At 49.0% G+C, this 19,248-nt stretch carries 17 protein-coding genes; 7 read left to right on the forward strand and 10 right to left on the reverse strand.

The annotated features are described in order from the left end of the window. Nucleotides 1-98 precede the first annotated feature (98 nt). From V2P20_RS16555 to V2P20_RS16580, 6 genes are all read right to left on the reverse strand, one after another. Nucleotides 99-2,510 (reverse strand): fatty acid cis/trans isomerase, encoded by a 2,412-nt coding sequence (locus V2P20_RS16555; protein ID WP_331820242.1) that lies wholly within the window; start codon nt 2,508-2,510, stop codon nt 99-101. Between the two features lie 120 nt (nt 2,511-2,630). Next, entirely contained in the window at nt 2,631-3,230 is a 600-nt protein-coding gene (locus tag V2P20_RS16560) for an MBL fold metallo-hydrolase (RefSeq protein WP_331820244.1), read from the reverse strand. Nucleotides 3,231-3,300: 70 nt separating this feature from the next. Continuing rightward, on the reverse strand, nt 3,301-3,699 hold the full coding sequence (locus V2P20_RS16565) for a 4a-hydroxytetrahydrobiopterin dehydratase (protein WP_331820480.1): 399 nt from the start codon (nt 3,697-3,699) through the stop codon (nt 3,301-3,303). A gap of 63 nt (nt 3,700-3,762) precedes the next feature. Beyond that, the gene (locus tag V2P20_RS16570) at nt 3,763-3,963 is read right to left on the reverse strand and encodes a DUF1289 domain-containing protein (RefSeq protein WP_331820246.1); all 201 of its coding nucleotides are present in this window, start codon (nt 3,961-3,963) and stop codon (nt 3,763-3,765) included. Beyond that, nucleotides 3,960-4,571, reverse strand: coding sequence for a CDP-alcohol phosphatidyltransferase family protein (locus V2P20_RS16575; protein WP_331820248.1), 612 nt, complete (start codon nt 4,569-4,571; stop codon nt 3,960-3,962). Before V2P20_RS16575 ends, V2P20_RS16570 begins: the two co-directional genes overlap by 4 nt. Nucleotides 4,572-4,573: 2 nt before the next feature. After that, nucleotides 4,574-5,326 (reverse strand): endonuclease/exonuclease/phosphatase family protein, encoded by a 753-nt coding sequence (locus tag V2P20_RS16580; RefSeq protein WP_331820249.1) that lies wholly within the window; start codon nt 5,324-5,326, stop codon nt 4,574-4,576. Nucleotides 5,327-5,519: 193 nt separating this feature from the next. Here V2P20_RS16580 and V2P20_RS16585 point away from each other — a divergent pair, with 193 nt between their 5' ends. Next, nucleotides 5,520-6,899 (forward strand): nodulation protein NfeD, encoded by a 1,380-nt coding sequence (locus V2P20_RS16585; protein WP_331820251.1) that lies wholly within the window; start codon nt 5,520-5,522, stop codon nt 6,897-6,899. Next, nucleotides 6,899-7,642 (forward strand): slipin family protein, encoded by a 744-nt coding sequence (locus tag V2P20_RS16590; protein ID WP_331820253.1) that lies wholly within the window; start codon nt 6,899-6,901, stop codon nt 7,640-7,642. Before V2P20_RS16585 ends, V2P20_RS16590 begins: the two co-directional genes overlap by 1 nt. 52 nt (nt 7,643-7,694) lie before the next feature. Here V2P20_RS16590 and V2P20_RS16595 read toward each other — a convergent pair whose 3' ends face one another. After that, the gene (locus V2P20_RS16595; protein WP_194968891.1) at nt 7,695-7,958 is read right to left on the reverse strand and encodes a DUF2024 family protein; all 264 of its coding nucleotides are present in this window, start codon (nt 7,956-7,958) and stop codon (nt 7,695-7,697) included. Between the two features lie 269 nt (nt 7,959-8,227). On the opposite strand from V2P20_RS16595, the gene V2P20_RS16600 reads away from it, so the two are divergent. Then, nucleotides 8,228-8,788 (forward strand): MarR family winged helix-turn-helix transcriptional regulator, encoded by a 561-nt coding sequence (locus V2P20_RS16600; RefSeq protein WP_331820255.1) that lies wholly within the window; start codon nt 8,228-8,230, stop codon nt 8,786-8,788. A 205-nt stretch (nt 8,789-8,993) separates the two neighbouring features. Here the strand turns inward: V2P20_RS16600 and V2P20_RS16605 are convergent, their stop codons facing one another. The 3 genes from V2P20_RS16605 to queF form a co-directional block, all read right to left on the reverse strand. Further along, on the reverse strand, nt 8,994-9,656 hold the full coding sequence (locus V2P20_RS16605; protein WP_331820257.1) for a PIN domain-containing protein: 663 nt from the start codon (nt 9,654-9,656) through the stop codon (nt 8,994-8,996). A 488-nt stretch (nt 9,657-10,144) separates the two neighbouring features. After that, nucleotides 10,145-11,005 (reverse strand): archaetidylserine decarboxylase, encoded by an 861-nt coding sequence (gene asd, locus V2P20_RS16610; RefSeq protein WP_331820259.1) that lies wholly within the window; start codon nt 11,003-11,005, stop codon nt 10,145-10,147. A 116-nt stretch (nt 11,006-11,121) separates the two neighbouring features. After that, a complete protein-coding gene (gene queF / locus V2P20_RS16615) occupies nt 11,122-11,511 on the reverse strand; it encodes a preQ(1) synthase (protein ID WP_331820260.1) in 390 nt (129 codons plus the stop codon). Between the two features lie 104 nt (nt 11,512-11,615). On the opposite strand from queF, the gene smc reads away from it, so the two are divergent. From smc to V2P20_RS16635, 4 genes are all read left to right on the forward strand, one after another. Beyond that, nucleotides 11,616-15,125: a chromosome segregation protein SMC gene (smc, locus tag V2P20_RS16620; protein ID WP_331820261.1), complete on the forward strand. Its 3,510-nt coding sequence runs from the start codon at nt 11,616-11,618 to the stop codon at nt 15,123-15,125. Beyond that, a complete protein-coding gene (locus V2P20_RS16625; protein ID WP_331820262.1) occupies nt 15,125-15,814 on the forward strand; it encodes a cell division protein ZipA C-terminal FtsZ-binding domain-containing protein in 690 nt (229 codons plus the stop codon). The genes smc and V2P20_RS16625 overlap by 1 nt, the downstream gene beginning before the upstream one ends. A 6-nt stretch (nt 15,815-15,820) precedes the next feature. After that, nucleotides 15,821-17,767 (forward strand): helix-hairpin-helix domain-containing protein, encoded by a 1,947-nt coding sequence (locus V2P20_RS16630; protein WP_331820263.1) that lies wholly within the window; start codon nt 15,821-15,823, stop codon nt 17,765-17,767. A gap of 302 nt (nt 17,768-18,069) precedes the next feature. Beyond that, nucleotides 18,070-19,242 carry an OmpA family protein gene (locus tag V2P20_RS16635; protein ID WP_331820264.1) on the forward strand — a complete coding sequence of 391 codons (1,173 nt, stop codon included), beginning with the start codon at nt 18,070-18,072 and terminating at the stop codon, nt 19,240-19,242. Nucleotides 19,243-19,248: the final 6 nt, after the last annotated feature.

Raw genomic sequence — 19,248 nt, forward strand, 5'->3', positions numbered from 1 at the left:
TTTTCATCAAGGACTGGCTGATACTTTAGAAAGTTCAACTTATCCGGCCACATCTAGCGCCGAGAATAAGGAAAGATCAGCGTGTCGGTTCTTTAAGATTACAAGTTTTCATAACGGTTCATATCAAATAGCCCGGCTGTCCCAGGCTGTTCTTTCAAGTATTTTTGATTGAACCAGTCATAATATAGCCATATTTCCGGATTATTGCGGCGAATGCCGTAACGATTGTAAAAAAATTCTTTCTCGGCTTCAGTTCGGGTATGTTTCAGGTGCTCAATAAATTCCGGGAGCTGCCGTATTGGCACGCTCAAAAACATATTTGGGTAGCTGCCAAGAAATCCTGGCATAACGGTCAGTGTGTCCTGTTCAGGCTCTCGTCTCAGGCTTTCTGCAAAGATAAACGAGACGTTCGATAGCTTTTGATTTCGGATCAGTGTGTAGACGAGATCCTTGTCAGGGTCGGCCGTTTTTATACGCAGAAATGACACTTCAGGCAAGGCTTCGATTTCGTAGCCTTTTAAATCGGCCAATTGGCGCATCATGGCATCTGCCTGCTGCTGATCGGGAGAACTGTTCGCTCTCATGCACGATTCTTTCGGGCAACGATTGATCAAATCAGGTTCTCCGCCTGCAGGCCCCAAACGCTGCCGGACTCTTTCAAAAAATTCCTTTTTATAGTCGCTGGTCTGATAGCTGATAGCCGTTTCCTTGTCGATGCCATACAAGGGCTTGTCGAAAAAGCCGAACAGCTTGGCATCGACGCCTTGATACCAGGAATCGCGCATCGCTTTTCGATGCTGCGCCGGAATGAACCGGAGAAAATCATTTTCAGCTTCCATGCGCAATGAATCCATGTACAAGCGCGTAGTCACTTGATGTCCGGCCGTGCCGTAGACGTTAAAGCCGGCGACGAGCAAGTAATGGATGCGCTCGAATAAAGGATAATCGACGACCCAGGCTGTCAGCGGCGTCTTGCCCACCAGTCCTTTTACCACCGTGGCATTGTCAAAATGCCGAAAGACCGTTAACAGCGCATTGTCATTATGGCCGTCGCCATCCCATATCAGATTGAAATCGACATCGTGATGCCTTAGCAGGGCTTTATGAATGAAAGTTTCTTTTTTATCGACATATTGCTGTTGCAGTCTGTTAACGTCGAGCCATGAAATTAAGCCGATCTTTTCGCCTTCGGAAGCGGGCATGCGCAGGTAATGGCTGTTTTCAGCCAGGAATTCGGTGCTTTCCTGCATAAAGTCATTTTGAGGCTTGATGAAGGCTACCCAGAACTGATCGCGGATAACGTTAACCGCAGCCTGGCCCCGGCAGACAGGCCCTTTAATGAAACCTGAAAAGAAGTATTGCGCATCGTCGAGCAGGAACTGGTAGCGCGAAATGGCCGGCAGCTGGCTGAAGGTGTTGAACGGGTTGGCAGCCGACTGCGGATCGTAGCCGGGCAGCTGAGTGACCGTGTACTCAGGCTTGAGAAACAGTTCCTGCAAGCGCTGCATTTTGCTGTCGCTTAATTCATAAACAAAATGGTTTTTATCGACGATGGTGGAGGTAACAGGGCGTAGCCGATAATAAAACCGGTCGATGCCGGGATCGTCAAACGGACGAATGCTTTTCAACTCTTCGACAGCTTGCCCCGGAGGTGTTTTGGAGCGGACCAGCTTATAAAATTCGTTGGCCGGATGGTCTTTGAAATGTAGATCGCCGATATACAGATGTTCATAAATATAGCGCGCGACCAGTTGCTGCTTCAGTGATGGAGCGTTAAGGAACTGTTCCCATTTTTCAATTTCAGCGATTGCGGCAGGCGGCAACGAAGGGTGAATATCGGCTTTAGCCCCATCTCTGAGCCAGCTTAGCAGCGTATCTTCCTGATCCTGAGTAAGCGGCGGCAAACCGTAGGGCATGCCCCAAAGCGGATGGTCGTGCTGGTAGTCTTCAAATTCGTCAAGAGTAGGGCATTGCAAGGAACGCTCCAGCTCAAGTTCTATGGATTTCGGCAGTTTGCCGTTCGATGGCAAGGGATTATCGCGCTTTAACTGTATCAGCCGTGCGATCAGCGAGTTGTTCAGGTTGTCCTCGGGCGACAAAGATTGTTCGTTCAGAACCGGAAAGAAGCCTTTCAGCCTCCAGTCGGCGGTTGTGGTTTCATCAATGTACAACCTGGACGGTTCCTGCGCGATTAGTCTCTCATGATTATAGACGGTCTTTTTGCTGGCGCCTCGGTCTATACCTTCAAAAGAGCTTAATTTAAGCTGGCAAGGGGAGTCATAACAGGAATGGCAAGCGACACAACGCGAATCCAGGATGGGCTTGACATCGTTAGAGTAGGAAACCTGACGAAATGGCCGGTTAAAGTCGACAGGCCGAAGCGCTTGCGGTTTGATGGCGGCCGGATTGTTCGTGCTTGCAAAATTTATCGTGTTATAGGCAAAGACGAGGCAGCTTGCGAGGATAAAAAATAAAAGACTGTATAACTTTGAGCCAACGATTCTAATCATTATCAAGTCACTGAATTCCGTTATCAGGGCTATTTTTATAAAGTTTAAGTTGGGTTCCATGCAGGAACGCTTGTTATGGCTGGCTGTATCAGTCTGCCGGAAAAGCCATGCGTGATATAATTAGAGCGATCTCGCTAGGCGATGCAGCGCTTCACCGCCATGATTAAACAACGGCCAGCCGTCGCCGGTCAATACGGCTTTGATACCTGGCAGATCAGCCAAGCGTTTGACCGATTGAATAGCTTCGTTCACATCCATCAGCTTGTGTTCCGGCAACATGCATAATTCACCGCCGATGTGGCAACGAATTAAATCGCCTGTTATCAACGTGCTATGCTCCAGGACCAGGGCAAGCTCTCCCGGTGTTTTAGAGCCCTCGAGCTCAAAAGCTACCAAGCCGGGAACGACTTCTTCATTATCGTAAAGCCAGCGGTGGCAGGAAAGCGGGAAAGTGTCCTCTTCGGCGGCAGGGCCGCAAAGCAGGGCGCCTGTTTCACTGGCAATATGTTCGGCATCACGGCAATGGTCGCTATTGGTGATGACTATGAGGCTGACGCCGCCAAGTCTTTGCAGATGGCTGTGATCATGTTCGGACAAGGGCAAGGGGTCGATCAATACATTGCCGCCGTTGCGCACCCATAGCACACTGTGGAAATCCAGATTTTTTTCCGGATCAAATACAGACCAGCCAAACAAATCTTTTCGATGCAACTGTTTCATGATGGCGCTCTCATTGATCTCTAAGATTCCGGTTGTTGATGGGGCTTATCTGTCCGGTGAGGGCAATGGTTCACCAGAAGTTAATACCCAGGCCTTCCCGGTATTTGTTACGTGCGTTGCCCTCATTTGCAGATTGGGTAAGCGTATCAGTTTTGGCGGCCATAATAAAATCATTAAGATGCAGGCCTTTGATTTTGCGGGTGCACCAGCAGACTGTTACTTGTCCCCACTCCGTTATAATCGTGGGATGGTGGCCTTCCTGCTCGGCTAGGGCGCCGACTTTATTGGTAAAGGATAGGGCTTCTTTAAAATCGCTGAATCGGAATGTCCGCGACAGATGCCGGACGTCATCCGTCTGGATTAATATCCAATCCTTCAGTTGCGGCATAAGCTCATCGATTTCTTCTTGAGATAATAAAGGCGCACCGGTTCGGCAAGCTTCACATTTTTTTTTCGCCAATTCATTCATTGGAAGTCCTCTTTTTATTGATGCCACCAATAATGACAAGATGCCGTTATATTTGGTTGCGAATTATCGGAAATGATTGCTGTGTTTGTGCAATTGCCGGCGCGTCTCCGCTTTTTTAAAAAATTGATGCCGGGTTTCCTCATCTACTTTCGTCCAGCTGATGATTTCATCGAGCGACCGAAAACAACCGAGACAAATATCAGCTTTATTCAGGCAACATTGCCGTATACATGGCGACGGGATGCCTTCTGGCGCGGAATTCATTTACTGTGCCGGTTAGTATTCTGCGAGGGTTGAGCCAAATGTTTTAAAACGCTCCAGAGAGACGATATGTTTGAGCGTTTTTCGGTAAGTATCAGCGTAATGGCAATTTCTTCAGCGGCGGCAAGCGTGCAAAGAAAGGCGGCAAGCCTGAATGGCCAGGCCGGACCTCCCAAAAATAACACATACAACGTCAATGCCATTGCCGCCGCCGCTAATTTGACCGTCCATGTGTGATAACTGGTAAAGGAACCGAATTTGATCATGCCTACGATCGATGGCAGCAGGTAGCTGCCGATAATCAGAAGCACATAAATCAGCTCACGGCTGACCACATCGGGCCACAGCCACCATGCGCTGATTGCGATGACTAAATAAATGATGACATCGGCCCAGCTGTCGAGCGTGGCGCCGAACTGGGTTACTTGCCCGGTCAGGCGTGCGGCGATGCCGTCCAGTGCATCGGAAAGAAAGGATACAGCCAATAAAATCAGAAACGGGTTCTTGTAGTCATGCCAAGCCAGCCACAACAGCACTGGCGCGGCTGCGAACCGAAAGCAGGTCAGCAGATTGGGCAGAGTCAATAATTCCGGATTGATCTTCAGATTCATAGTCATAACTGAAAGGTGGCAGAGAGCGGGGCATGATCCGACAGCATGCGCCAGGGCAACTGCCCCAGCCGACTACAGGAGACCGGCTCAAGCCCCCGGTAATAAATTCTGTCCATTGGTAAAAAAGGCATCCAGGCCGGGAAAGTTCGGGCATGACGCCCATGTAGAGTCTGGAACACCTCTTTTAATTCCAGATGGTCGTGGAAATGCCGCTCGATCAGCCCCATCCAGTCATTAAAGTCACCGGCTATGATTAATGGTGCATCATGCGGTATATGGCTGTCTATGCGGTTGCATAAAGTTTCGACCTGGCGCCGGCGTTCAGTGCCTATAAGGCCGAAATGAATGCAGACAATATGTACGGTTTTATTGGCCGCGGGAACTCGAATTACGCCGTGCAAAAGGCTGCGGCTGGCCCAGGGATAGGGCGAAACATTCACATTTTCCCAGAATTCCAGATCATATTTGCTGAGAATGGCATTGCCGTGATGGCCTTCGCTGTAGATTGCGTTTTTGCCATAGGCATAATACGGCCAGCCGCCGTGGGCCAAAAATTCTGATTGTGAGGCGTCAGGCCAGTCCAATATCCTTTTCTTGTGCAGGCTGTGAGCGCCTTGTGTTTCCTGCAGGAACAGCAAATCCGCGCCTGCGTCAATCAGCGCGTCGCGTATCTGATGCAGAACAAAACGTCGATTGCCGATATTGAAGCCTTTGTGGATGTTATAAGTCATCACACGCAATTGGTTTTTGGTCATACAAACTTAAAAATTAAATACAATATCTGAACATTTACCCTGATTAAAACCAAAAATCAAGCCGGTATTGATGGGAGTCGGTTATATTCGAACTAACGCTGCTTTTATTGTCCAAGGCATTAATACTGAGGGGCTCGCGTAAAAAAAAATATCGAATTGATGTTATATGGCGTCTAAAGGCAGAGAAAACCAAATGATTATGATGAGACAGGCTTTTTTTGTTTTCCTGGTGGTTTTGGCTTTCACGGTACAAGCCGAAGCAGATGACGGCAGGCGGCAAAATAAAGCGGAAACTGTCATTCAGCTTGAGATTAATGGCGCGATAGGGCCTGCCATCAGCGACTATATCGGTAGGCATCTCGATAAAGCCGCCGAAGAAGGCGCGGCTTGTGTAATATTTCGCATGGATACGCCCGGCGGGCTGGATACCTCCATGCGCGACATCATCAAGAAAATCATAGCTTCACCGGTCCCAGTCGTGACTTATGTAGCGCCTGGCGGCGCCCGTGCCGCCAGTGCCGGCACTTATATTCTCTATGCCAGCCATGTTGCGGCCATGGCGCCGGGCACCAACCTGGGTGCGGCCACGCCAGTGCAAATGTCGGGCTTGGGTGGTTCTGAGGATGAAAAGAAGGATAAGGATGCCAAGGGCGCTAAAAAAGAAGCGCCGGCTATATCGGATCCTATGACCGCCAAGGCCGTCAATGATGCCGTTGCCTATATACGGGGGCTGGCTCAGATGCGCGGCAGAAATGCCGATTGGGCCGAACAGGCGGTGCGTACGGCGGCAAGCATCCCGGCTGAAGAAGCATTGGCTGAACGGGTTATAGATTTAATTGCAGCCGATCAGGCTGATTTATTAAAGCAATTGCATGGCCGCAAAATCAATGTGCTGGGTCAGGAGCGGATATTGCTGACCGACGGGGCCGTGGTAAAGAAAATAGGATTGGACTGGCGCGGCGAACTGCTGTCCGTTATTACTAATCCCAATATTGCCTATCTGCTGATGCTGATTGGCATTTACGGATTGATTTTCGAATTTTCCATTCCCGGTTCCGTTGTGCCGGGCACTATCGGCGGCATCTGTTTATTGCTCGCATTGTTCGCCTTTCAGTTATTGCCGATCAATTATGCCGGCATGGCGCTAGTCCTCCTGGGCATTGCTTTAATGGCGGAGGAAGCCTTCATGCCCGGCGTCGGCATTCTTGGCTTCGGGGGATTGCTGGCTTTTGTTGTGGGCTCGGTGATTCTTATCGATACCGACCAGCCGGGGTTCGGCATTAATCCGGCTATTATCGGCGCCGTTGCCCTGAGCAGCGCCGCGTTTTTTATTCTGGCCTTAGGATTATTGTTCAAATCCAGGCGGGTGCCCGTTGTAAGCGGCAAGGAACAGCTAATGGGTGCGGCAGGCGTGGCGCTGGAGGATTTTACCGACCTTGGCATGATTCGTATTCATGGTGAAACCTGGCGTGCCCGCAGCGACACCCCGGTCAGTAAGAAACAGAGAGTGACAGTAACAGGTCTGGACGGCCTGACTTTATTGATTAGCCCGGTTAAAGAGGAGGCCGAGTAATGTTTGCATACTTCTGGTATATATTCATCAGCATTCTTTTAGCTATTTTAATCAGCGCTTTTAGAGTCCTGCGGGAATATGAGCGCGGCGTCATTTTCTTTCTCGGACGTTTTTATGGCGTTAAAGGTCCCGGATTGATTATCGTGATCCCATTGATTCAACAGATGGAACGCGTTGATTTACGTACCATTGTCATGGACGTGCCTTCCCAGGATGTGATCTCTCTGGACAACGTCTCCGTAAAAGTCAATGCCGTCGTCTATTTCAGGGTGATCGAGCCGGATAAAGCCATTATCCAGGTTGAGAATTTTCTTGAAGCGACCAGCCAGTTGGCCCAGACGACACTGCGTTCCGTACTGGGCCAGCACGAACTGGATGAAATGCTGGCGCAACGCGACCGCCTGAACATGGATGTACAAACCATTTTGGATCAGCAGACCGATGCCTGGGGCATCAAAGTCGCCAATGTGGAAATCAAGCATGTCGACCTTGATGAAAGCATGATCCGGGCGATAGCCAAACAGGCCGAAGCCGAGCGTACCCGTCGGGCGAAAATCATTCATGCGGAAGGTGAAATGCAGGCATCGGAAAAACTGATGGCCGCGGCGAATATATTAGCTCAGCAACCACAAGCCATACAGCTTAGATATTTGCAAACCCTGACTGAAATTGCCGGAGATAAATCATCGACGATTGTCTTTCCGTTGCCGATCGATATAGTGAATAATCTTATGAAACAGTAAAGTCAGAACTGGTTTTATGCTTTCAACAGCTTAAAAACCCTGCCAGATATTTTTATCTTGGGCAGCCTTCCAGCTTATAAATTGCATAGCCTTGCGTGTCGATTTGCTGTCTTAAATCGCCAGGGGCTTCCGCGCTATGGCAAAAACAACAATTCTCCTGCGTGACGATCGCGTCTTCGTGGCCTATGCTTTGCAGCCATTCTTTGGCATAATTCAGCGCTTTTTCCTGGTCTTTCTCATCAAGAACCACATCAAAGTGCATAATCCTGCCTTTGGCTGTTTTTGCATAAGTGTCGAATACATGTGAGATAGGCATAACTTAATTCCTGTAAAAAACCGGCGGCATAGCCGCCGGAACAATAACTACTAAATAGGATATTATGATTTTCCTGATGAATTGAAACTCCCGAAAGCCAGTATTCATGCTGCCTGGCGGCACACAACCAATGACTTTTATATCGGATGGCAAAGACTCCGGGAGATATTCTACTCAAATTTATTATGGTATCGATTCGATACGGGAGCAAGAATATGTTAAGATATCTTCCGTTGTCAACTTAATTAACGAATGTTTATATAGGTTCTATGGAAAAAGTTGATGTATTTGAGCTGATCGAACGGATGGCCGCGCTGATCCGTTCGGAAGAACGTAAAAAATGTACGGAATTAGGCCTTCAGCCGGTGCATTTACAAGTGCTGGACTATTTATCGCGCTGCAACCGCTATAGTGATACGCCGGCCGCTGTAACCAATTATCTGGGCATGACCCGGGGGACTGTTTCGCAAACACTGCTATTGCTGGTGAAAAAAGGCTTTATAAAAAAGACGCCTGATGCCGATGACCGGCGCATGGTGCATCTTGGCCTTTTGCCTGATGGCGAGGCTACCCTGAAACAAGCCAGGCCTTCGGAATTATTCAATCAGGCTTCATCAATTTTGAGAGAGATTGATTTCAATATTCATGAGGAGGTTTTTGTTAAAGCACTCTCGGCGCTGCAAAAAGCCAATAAATCGCAGTCCTTTGGTCTGTGCAAGACCTGTAAATATTTTACGGAAACTCCGGGAGGTTACAGGTGCGATTTAACCAAAGGACCGCTAAGCCAAAGCGATAGTGAAAAAATCTGCCAGGAGCATGCAGTTTTATAAGCTGTGAGGAAGTTGAGTGCTGTAGCCCCGCCATGTTCTGTTACTGCAGGATGTTGGGGAGCTTGGATTTTTGATAGGGCTGCTCCTGCTAAGCTAATTTTTACTGTTTCAGGACTTACGCAAGCCTGTGGGGGCGACTTCGCCCCACAGGTTTTAAAACCACTTGTTTCGGCGGTTGAACGGGCAAACTGCGTAAATTCTGTGTTTAATGGTTTGTATTGGCCAGCCTTATTATTCTTTGGTCGTTGTATATAACTTTGCCATTCTCAATTTTGATAGCAGATTGATTTAGCAATAAGCCTAAAATGTTTGTTGCAATAGATGGCGTATCATTAAACTTACTCTTTATACTGTTGACAAGCGTGGTCTCTTTGGTCGGACGATTCTTGCTGTGCGATATTAAATGAGCGCAATAAGCGCTGAGTGGTCCATTGTTTTCACAGACACTTGCTTGAATCTCTTCTTTCTTTTTACCTATACGTTCAGCAGAACGCTCCTGGCTAATTAAAAGCCTTACCACATGATCTAAATCGCTGTCATTGGACACAATAACAAAATGGGTTTCCTTAGGCAGGCTTTGCATGAGTACGCCAGCGAAAAAGCAGATTCCAAAATCAGCAGAGTTTTTGCCGCCGTTCTCCATTCTGACTATTTTCAGCTTATTGTTGTTGACTGCTGCCGATAATGTAATCAGCCAGTCCAGAGGAATTTTAGGCGTATGGTTCGCATAGCAAATCACGACTTGCTGAAAAGTCGACAAATCTTCTTGTAGCTGTTTGATCTGGCTGGGGCAATTTTCAAGATCTATGAGTAAAACCTTGGGACGCAGGTTTGTTTGATGATTGTTATTTTCGGATTCAATTGACATAAAATCCTTTTCCTATCACGCCATTTTTTGTATTTTGTTGGGCAAGAGATATTTTTTAGTGCTTTTGGCAGATAATTAACCTGAATTCGGAATAAGAAGAGAGAAACTGTAGGGTCGAATTCATTCGACCTGCCGCCCGAGCTCGAGAGATAGAGCGAGCAGTTGCAGTGCGAATGCCTTGGGGCACAAGTGAATTCGCACTACACGAGCATCGGGTCGATTTATTAACATTTCTTCTAAGACTTAAGCCGAGCCGAGGCTAATTATAGTTTAGTCTGAATATTTCGCCACGAAGCACGCGTAATATGCGAAGATTTTGAAACTAAAATATTTGTAAATATTACCTGATAAGCTTCAAGGCGTTATAAGGAAATGATGGTAAGCCCGTGATTTTATTCGTGGGTTTTATGATTTCGATGAAGTATTCGGATTAATGATGGGCACTTATTTTTCGGTGCCCACCATTAAACTATTCCGCTGACTGATGATTAAACCAAAGCCCTGCCAATCTGCTCGCCCAGTCTAACTGTTTTGCCGGCTTTGAATTCAGACTCCCACTGAATTTTATCCTTGCCGAACAAAACAATAATCGTGGAGCCCATATTGAAGCGGCCCATTTCTTCGCCGATTTTCAAAGCCAGAGCATCTTCATTGTATTGCCAGCTGCGCACGGAGGTTATGGTGGGCGGCGATACGACGCCGTGCCAGACAGTTTCAATGCTGGAGACAAAAATCGCCCCAACCAGGACCAGCGCCATCGGGCCCACCTCGGTGTCGAAGATAGCTGCGACGCGCTCGTTTCTGGCGAACAGGCCCGGTACGGAATTGGTCGTGGCGGCATTGACGCTGAACAGACGGCCTGGAATGTGCACCATTTCTTTTAACGTGCCGGTCAATGGCATGTGCAGGCGGTGATAGTCTTTCGGCGACAGATAAATCGTCGTGAAGGAGCCGTTGTTAAACGGTTCGGCGCGCTCCGGGCTGCCGCCCAGCAGATCCGTGGCGGTAAAGCTTTTGCCCTTGGCCTGAAAGATATCGCCGTCGGTAATCGCGCCCGCCTGGCTGACGGCGCCGTCGGCAGGGCAGGCAATGGCGTTTCTGTCGGAGCAGAAAGTCCGGACGCCCGGTTTGAGCTCGCGTGTAAAGAAATGGTTAAAGCTTTTGAAGGCATTGATGTCCTGCTCCAGTGCTTCATCCATGTTGACGCCGTAATGTCTGATGATCTGTTTGATGAACAGGTTTTTCCAGATCCGGTTCTCAGAATGCGTCAGTACGCTCATCATCTGGGATAAGGTATGATGAGGTAGAGCGTATTGCGGTAATGTCGTCAGGGCTTCTTTTATGTTCATGAAGGTAGTGTCAGATATTTTGCGGCTTATTGCGCTTTGTCAGTCATTTCCGGAGCGATATTGCCGACGCATCATAAAGCGACGGCAATATCGCTAGTGTAATCAGATTCTTCCGATTAAGGCAGATGGACCCGTTCCGGCGCGCGCCAGTCTTTGTTTCTATGTTCTACGACGACGGTCGTATAAATGCCGCCCCGGACGTTGAATTCGGCGCGGATGCGCATGAAATTGGGCGATATGGCTCTGACGATGTCATTCAGGATTTCGTTGGTGACGGCTTCATGAAAAGCGCCTTGTTCGCGGAAAGACCACATATATAACTTCAGCGATTTCAATTCCACGCATAGCGCCGCCGGTACATATTCGATCGTGATCTTGGCGAAATCCGGCTGGCCGGTTTTAGGGCACAGGCAGGTGAATTCTGGAATGTCGATGCGTATCGTATAATCGCGGTCCCGTTGCGGGTTATCGAAAGTTTCTAGGTCTTTGCTGGGTCGTGTTGTCATCGTTGCTTGGTAGATAAAAGTAAATAAAAAAGTCGAAACTCAGCTGAATATCGTGAATAATAAGCGGTTATTTTAATTCAAATACAGGGATATTCATACCAGTTATGAAACTGGAAAAAATCAAGCTTTCAGGTTTCAAATCGTTTGTCGATCCGACGGTCATCCCGATCAACGGCAATCTGACGGCGATAGTCGGGCCTAATGGCTGCGGTAAATCCAATATTATTGATGCGGTGCGCTGGGTCATGGGCGAGAGCTCGGCCAAACATTTACGCGGCGGCAGTATGACGGATGTTATCTTTAACGGCTCATCCGGGCGCAAACCGGTCAGCACGGCTTCCGTCGAACTGGTCTTTGACAACAGCGAAAGCAAGCTGGGCGGCGAGTATGCGCAATACGACACCATCGCCATCAAGCGCCAGGTCAGCCGCGACGGTCAATCCTTGTACATGTTGAACGGTTCGCGCTGCCGGCGCAAGGATATCACCGATATATTTCTGGGCACGGGGCTGGGCTCCCGCAGTTATGCCATCATCGAGCAGGGCACGATCTCGCGGATGGTGGAAGCCAAGCCCGAAGATCTGAGGATGCATATCGAAGAAGCGGCCGGCATCTCCAAATACAAGGAGCGGCGCAGCGAAACCGAAGCGCGCATGAAGCATACGCGCGAAAATCTGGAGCGGTTGAACGATCTGCGCGAGGAAGTTGAGAAACAGCTCAAGCATCTGCAAAAGCAGGCCGAAAAAGCCGAAAAATACACCGAACTCAAAAAGCAGGAACGCCAGTATAGGCTGGAACTGCTGGCGATGCGCTGGAATGCCTATCATCAGGCCGCGCAACAGCTGGAAACAAGACTGCAAGATATTGCGGCGGAGCATAACCGCTTGTTCGTTCAGCTGCGCGATATCAATAACAGCCTGGAAGACAAGCGAGTAGAGCACAAAGTCCAGCAGCAGCATACCAACAGTTCACAGGGCGAATATTATCAGGTTGTGGCGGAAGTCAGCGGTCTCGAACAGGCGATCAAGCACAATGAAATGAGCCATGAAGAAACCCAGCAGGAAATCAATCGCTCGCGCCAGCAGGCCGAGCAGGCGCTGAGTGAGCTTCAGGCCGATATGCAGCAGTTGGAAGAAATCAGACAGGCACTGGAAGAGGCCGAAGAAGCGCTGATTGTTGCGGAGGATAGGCAGGACGAGGTTGTGCAGCTCCAGCAGGAATCGCAGCATCAAAGAACATCCTGGCAGCAGCAATGGGATGCCTACCGGACTGAAAGCGCGAAATATAAAGAACAGGCGGAAGTGCACCGTGTAAAAACCGTGCAGATGGAAAACCAGAGCCGGCAATTGCAGACACGCCTCGATAAATTGCATGGTGAGCGCGATGAGCTGTCATCGAGCCAGCTGCAAACCGATATCGAGACGCTGGATGCCGGCATCGAGCTGATTGAATCGCAGCGCGCCGATCTGCACAGCCAGCTGGAACTGCTTCATCAGCAAATCCGCGAGCAGCGGCAGCAGGTCAAGCACCTGCATGATGAACTGCATGCGCGCCGTTCGGAAATGCACAGCGTCAAAGGCAAGATCACGTCGCTGGAATTGCTGCAGCAGCACGCCATGGGCAAAGACAATAAAAACCTGAGCGCCTGGCTGGAAGAAATGAATCTGGTTAACAACCAGCGCCTGGCTGAATTCCTGGAAGTTGAGTCAGGATGGGAAACGGCCGTGGAAACCGTGCTGGGCAGCTATCTGGAAGCGATCTGCATCGACAGCGCCGATCAAATCATTCCAGGCTTGCCGCATTTGGCAAACGAATCGTTGACACTTATCGAAACGGGGCGCAGAAAACCAGCTGAAGCAGGCGCGCCATTTGTTCGGTTGCTCGATAAAGTGAGGGCGCCGTGGGACTTAAGCGATCTGTTATCCGGGGTTTACTGTGCCGATACGCTCGACGCGGCAAGAAGCTTGTCAGCCGAGATTAAGCCTCATGAGTCAGTTATTGCGCCGGACGGGACCTGGTTCGGTCCGGGCTGGCTGAAAATCATCCGTACCAAGGACAGCAAAACCGGCGTGCTGCAGCGCGAGAAGGAGTTGCGCCTGTTGAAGCAGCGGCAGGAAGCGCTGCAGTTTGAAACCGCAGACTTCGAAGATCAGCTGGAAGCGACTGAGGCGAGCTTGAAAGAAGCTGAAGTCAATCGTGAAGCGATGCAGCGGCAGGACAGTAGTCTCGGTTCGGAGCTGTCGCTTAAAAATGCCGAATTCAGCGCCTATTCTGCGCGCTGGGAGCATCAGCAACGCAGGCTCGCCCAGATCAGCAGCGAAATAGAAGACATCGTTCATGAGAATACCGAAAACGCCGCGCTGATCGCAGAGTCCAGCTTGCTGCAGGAAGAAGCCGAACAGGCTCTGGCAGAGCTGGAGCAGAAAAGGCAGAGCCTGGATTTGCTGAATCAGGAATTGCAGTCCCGGCAGCATGACGCCGAACAGTCAGTCCATGAGGCCCGGCAGCAGGTCTACAGCATCAAGGCCCAGGTTGAATCGTTAAAGTCTTCGGAAAGCCTGACCGCCAGGCAGATTGAGCGTTTGCAGATGCAGCATCAGCAATCGGTTACACGCATCGCCGAGCTGGAGAGAAAATTACAGCAGACTCTGGCGCCGCTGGATGAAGAGAAAAAGCGGCTGGAACAGCTCTATTTAAATAAGGACAAGCTGGAGGCGGATCTTAAAACGCAGCGTCAGGCCCAGGAAGAAATCGAATCGGTGATTGCGCATTTGTCGGAAGAGCAGGTTCGAACCCAAAGAGCGCTGGACATGCAGAAGGAGGCGCTTGATAAAATCCGCTTTGAATTGCAGGAAAGCAAGGTGCGCCAGCAGACGGTCAATGAACAGCTAAAGGAAATCGACGCCGATGCCGAGCAGGTGCTGAAAAATCTGTCCGAACAGGCTGAAGAGCAAGGCTGGAAAAGAAAAGTCGATGATTTGTCGGCTCAGATTGAGCGTCTGGGAACGATCAACTTGACAGCCATAGAAGAATACAAGTCTCAGTCGGAGCGCATGAATTTTCTTAATGAGCAGCATGCGGATCTGATGGAGGCTCTGCAAACGCTGGATCAGGCGATCAGTAAAATCGACAAGGAAAGCCGACTGCGTTTTAAGGAAACTTTCGATAAAATCAACGGCGGCTTGCAGGAGAAATTCCCCAAGCTATTCGGAGGCGGCCAGGCCTATCTGGAACTGACCGAGCAGGATTTGCTGGAGACCGGCGTCAATATCATCGCCCGGCCTCCCGGCAAAAAGAACAGTTCCATTCATTTGCTGTCAGGCGGCGAGAAAGCATTGACCGCGGTAGCGCTGGTGTTTTCGATCTTTGAGCTCAATCCGGCGCCTTTCTGTTTGCTGGATGAGGTGGACGCGCCTTTGGATGATGCCAATGTCGGAAGATTTTCACGAATGGTTGAAGAAATGTCGGCATCTGTTCAGTTTTTATATATTTCCCATAACAAGGCCACGATGGAAATTGCAAAACAGTTGGCAGGTGTTACTATGAAAGAGCCGGGTGTCTCCCGGATGGTCGCGGTTGATATTGAAGAAGCAGTGAGTTTGGCGGAAAACTAATGGATAAAGAAATATTGAGAATTGTAATTATTGCAACCGGGTTGCTCGTCATAATCGGCATGTTGCTGTGGGCTTATGTCAGAAATAGAAAAGCGCAGCATGACATGGAGGGGTATGAGGGTGAAGATATCTTGAAAGGTGCTGATGAAGCGCTGGCATTCCAAGAGGATGATGACGACTTTGATATTGCATCTTCCGATAAACGCGGCGCTCATGCGGCAAAATCAGAACAATACGAAAGTGATGACGATTATTATGAGTCGGATGACGAAGACTATGGCGAATCGCAGTCCCGTTTTGTCGCGCCCAAAATCATTCAGTTCAGCCTGATCGCTAGAGACGAGGAGGGCTTCAATGGCGTGGATCTGGTGAATGCGCTTGAAATGGTCGGGCTTGAATACGGCAGTCTGAAAATTTTTGAACGCCTGGATGCTAACCGGCTGGTCGATTTTGGCGTCGCCAGTATGGTTGAATCAGGCACTTTTCCGTCCAAGAATCTGGACACATTCTACACGCCGGGCATCGTGTTTTTTATGCAGCCTGAAGCGGTAGATAATGCGCAGGCCGTTTTTGACGATTATGTGCAAACAATTCAGTTATTGGCGGCGGAATTGAATGGCGTGATCCGGGATCATCAAAGACAGCCTTTGACCGAAGCTACAATTCAAATGATTCGGCAGAGTTTGTAAGCGCCGATGCTTAACAGTGAGCAACTAAAAATCCTGCATGAAGCGGATTTGGATAAAGTGCTGTCACTCGAATTTATCGAGCAGACCGCCGCGCAGGCCGATGCCAGCCGACTCACGGATGAGCAACTGCTTGAATTTTTGAAAATCTGCAATGCGTTATATCGCGGCGGCGAGCCAATCATTTCTGATTACATTTATGATTCGGGTTTTCTGGCCGAACTGCAGCGCCGGCATCCGCATCATCCTTATCTGGAAGCGGTCGAGCCGGAAAAAGCTTTTGTCGGCAAGACGGTCACTTTGCCAGAGAGAATGTTGTCCACTGACAAAGCCTACAGTCAGGAAGAGATTAACCGATGGCTGACACGCATTGAGAAGGCCGCTGAGGAAATTAACATTGATCCTGCCTCGCTGATTTTCAGGGCTACTCCAAAACTGGATGGTTATGCGGCCTATGATGATGGAAAGATTTTGTACACGCGCGGCGATGGCCGAAAAGGTACAGATATCAGCCGGGTTTTTGAGCGCGGGCTGATCGTTGGCGGCAACGGCAAAAGAGGACAGGGAGCAGGTGAAATTGTTGTAGGCCAGGCTTATTTCAATACTTACCTGGCTGATTATTTCGAAAATGCCCGTAACTTCCAGGCCAGCATCATCCGGGAAAAAGAGCTGGAGCCGCATGCTCTGGAAGCCATACAGAATCACGCAGCGGTCTTTTATCCGTTTTCACAACTGCCCGACTGGTATGGATCTGCTATGGAAATTCGGACAAATTTCCATGATATTGTCGAAAAAGTCCGCTTTCTGGTTGATTATGATGTCGATGGCGTTATTTTTGAGGTAACGCATGATGCAGTAAAAAGGCATATGGGCGCAACGCGGCATCATCATCGCTGGCAGATTGCCTATAAAAACAATATCGAGACAGCTATTGTCAAAGTATTAGAGGTTACGCCGCAAACTTCGCGTTCAGGGCGTGTCAATCCGGTTGCTGAGCTGGAGCCTACAAGGCTCAGCGGCGCCATGATTTCCAGAGCAACCGCTCACCATTATGGCATGGTCAAAGCTCAGGGCATAGGCCCGGGCACTGTCATTGAACTGACCCGTAGCGGCCTCGTTATACCCAAAATTGAACGCGTCGTTACGCCGCAATCCCCGCAAATTCCGGATAAATGCCCCAGTTGCGGCAGCGAACTGGTCTGGGACAGCGATTATCTGTATTGTTTGAACACGACGCAATGCCCTGCGCAAATCGAAAATACGATTGAGCATTTTTTCAGGACTTTGGCCAATGTCGACGGATTCGGCCTCAAAACGATCGAGAAACTGCATGCCGCAGGAATTAACTCGGTGCATGCGATTTATCGACTGAGTTCAGATCAATTGCAAAGCATGGGTTTCGGAGAGAAAACCGCTCAAAACTTATTGGATCAATTGCAGCGCAGCCGAACCGAAGCGATAGAAGACTGGCGTTTCCTGGGAGCATTCGGCATCTACAGAATGGGGCTGGGCAATTGTGAGCGGCTGCTGCAGCATTACCATCTGACGGATATTTTCAAATTAACGGTTGAAGATATCACTGCTATTGAAGGATTCGCGGAAAAAACCGCCGTAGCGGTAGTCGAGTCTCTCAAAAAAGTCGAACATGACTTTATGCAGATTTATCAATTAGGCTTCAATCTGATCCGTACCCCTTTGATAAGGGAGCAGTCGCAGACGAGTAGTCCGGTTGCAGGCAAGACAATCGTTTTTACCGGCACGATGCAGCATGGCAAGCGCGACGATATGAAAAAAGAGGCCAAGCGCCTGGGAGCCAAAGTTGCGGATTCAGTCACAGGAAAAACCGATTATCTGGTGACAGGCTCCGAGGTGGGCGCTTCAAAAGTCAATGCGGCTATGCAGAAAGGCGTCCGCGTGATCAGTGAAGAAGAGTATCTGGCCTTGATAAGAGGATAATTTTCAGTTTGCATGCCTAATAATGTTTTTAATTCCAATCCCCAATGATAAGCCTTGGAATTGCAAGCATAAATTAATCAAATAAGTTTTATTTTTGAATTCTGTTGCATTTTTGCAACACGTTTTATGTGTTCTTTTGCGTAATTTTTTAGCTGTTGCGCTTAAACTACATTTTATTATTTTTAAACAACGGTTATACTATCCCGCAGGAAGAACTACTGGTCGAGCATCGGCATTTGGAGCAGTGCTAGCCGAATAGAAATTAACGTGCAAACGCAAATCAACATTTAAGGATTAAGTCTATGCAAATACAAGATGAAAATAAAAAACAAACGGCGCAAATGCATGAGTTGAGCGTTAAAACTGACGCTGGAATTGCAAATAAAAATGGTAAGGTAAAAACACGTTTACTTGCGCTTGCATTATCAGGCATGAGCATTGTATCGGTTGCGCAGGCCGATGATACTCAAGATTACGACTCTACCGTTGATAAACGGTGGTATATTGCACCTTTCGGTACTTTTATCAAATCCGGCGGTGACCGAGCTGCGAAAGATGGCTGGGGCGGCGGTATGGGCTTCGGCAAAATGTTGAATGAACATTTTAACATCGAGCTGAGAGGCTTCTATCAGGGCTTTGGCGGTTATTCCAATCCTACGACTGGGCAAGGCGGACGTTGGGATCTGACCGGCGGCTCAGCTGATCTTCAATATTATTTCTTCCGCGATAAATTCTCGCCTTATGCAGTGGTTGGTTTAGGCGGCATGAACACCAGCGTTCTAGGCGATAGCGGTGCATCCATTACTGGCGAGACGGGTGTCGGTTTTACCTATGAACTGCACGACAACTTCTTGATCCGCAGCGATGTGCGCTACCGTTACAACAACAATTTCAATGCGCATTTGCTTCCCGGCACCGACGAGTACCATGACATGACAGTTAATGTTGGTTTCGTCATGCCGTTTGGCGCCAAGCCGAGATCTGCAGTGAAATCAGAAATACCTGTGGCTCCGCCGGTTGCGGCAGTTCCAGATTGTTCGACCCAGGATTCCGATGGCGACGGCGTCAACAATTGCCAGGACAAATGTCCTGATACGATGAAAGGCAGCAAAATTGATTTCAATGGCTGTCCAATGAGTATCGAACTGAAAGGCGTAAACTTCGAGCACAACTCGGCCCAGTTGACCGAAAATGCGAAAACTGTTCTGGATGGCGTCGCTGCGAATCTGATTGCCACGTCAGATAAAAAAGACATTGAAGTACAAGGTCATACCAGCAGCGAAGGAACCAGTGCTTATAACATGAAACTGTCGCAGAAACGCTCGCAAGCGGTTGCCAAATACCTCAAGAGCAAAGGTGTGACCAACAAATTATATGCTAAAGGTTACGGCGAAGACTTCCCTGTGGCTGACAACAGCACAGAAGAAGGCAAAGCTCAGAACCGTCGCGTTGAGTTAATCTGGATCGGCGATTAAATAAAG

Source organism: Methylobacter sp. Wu1, assembly GCF_036553575.1.
In the GTDB taxonomy this organism is placed as follows: domain Bacteria; phylum Pseudomonadota; class Gammaproteobacteria; order Methylococcales; family Methylomonadaceae; genus Methylobacter.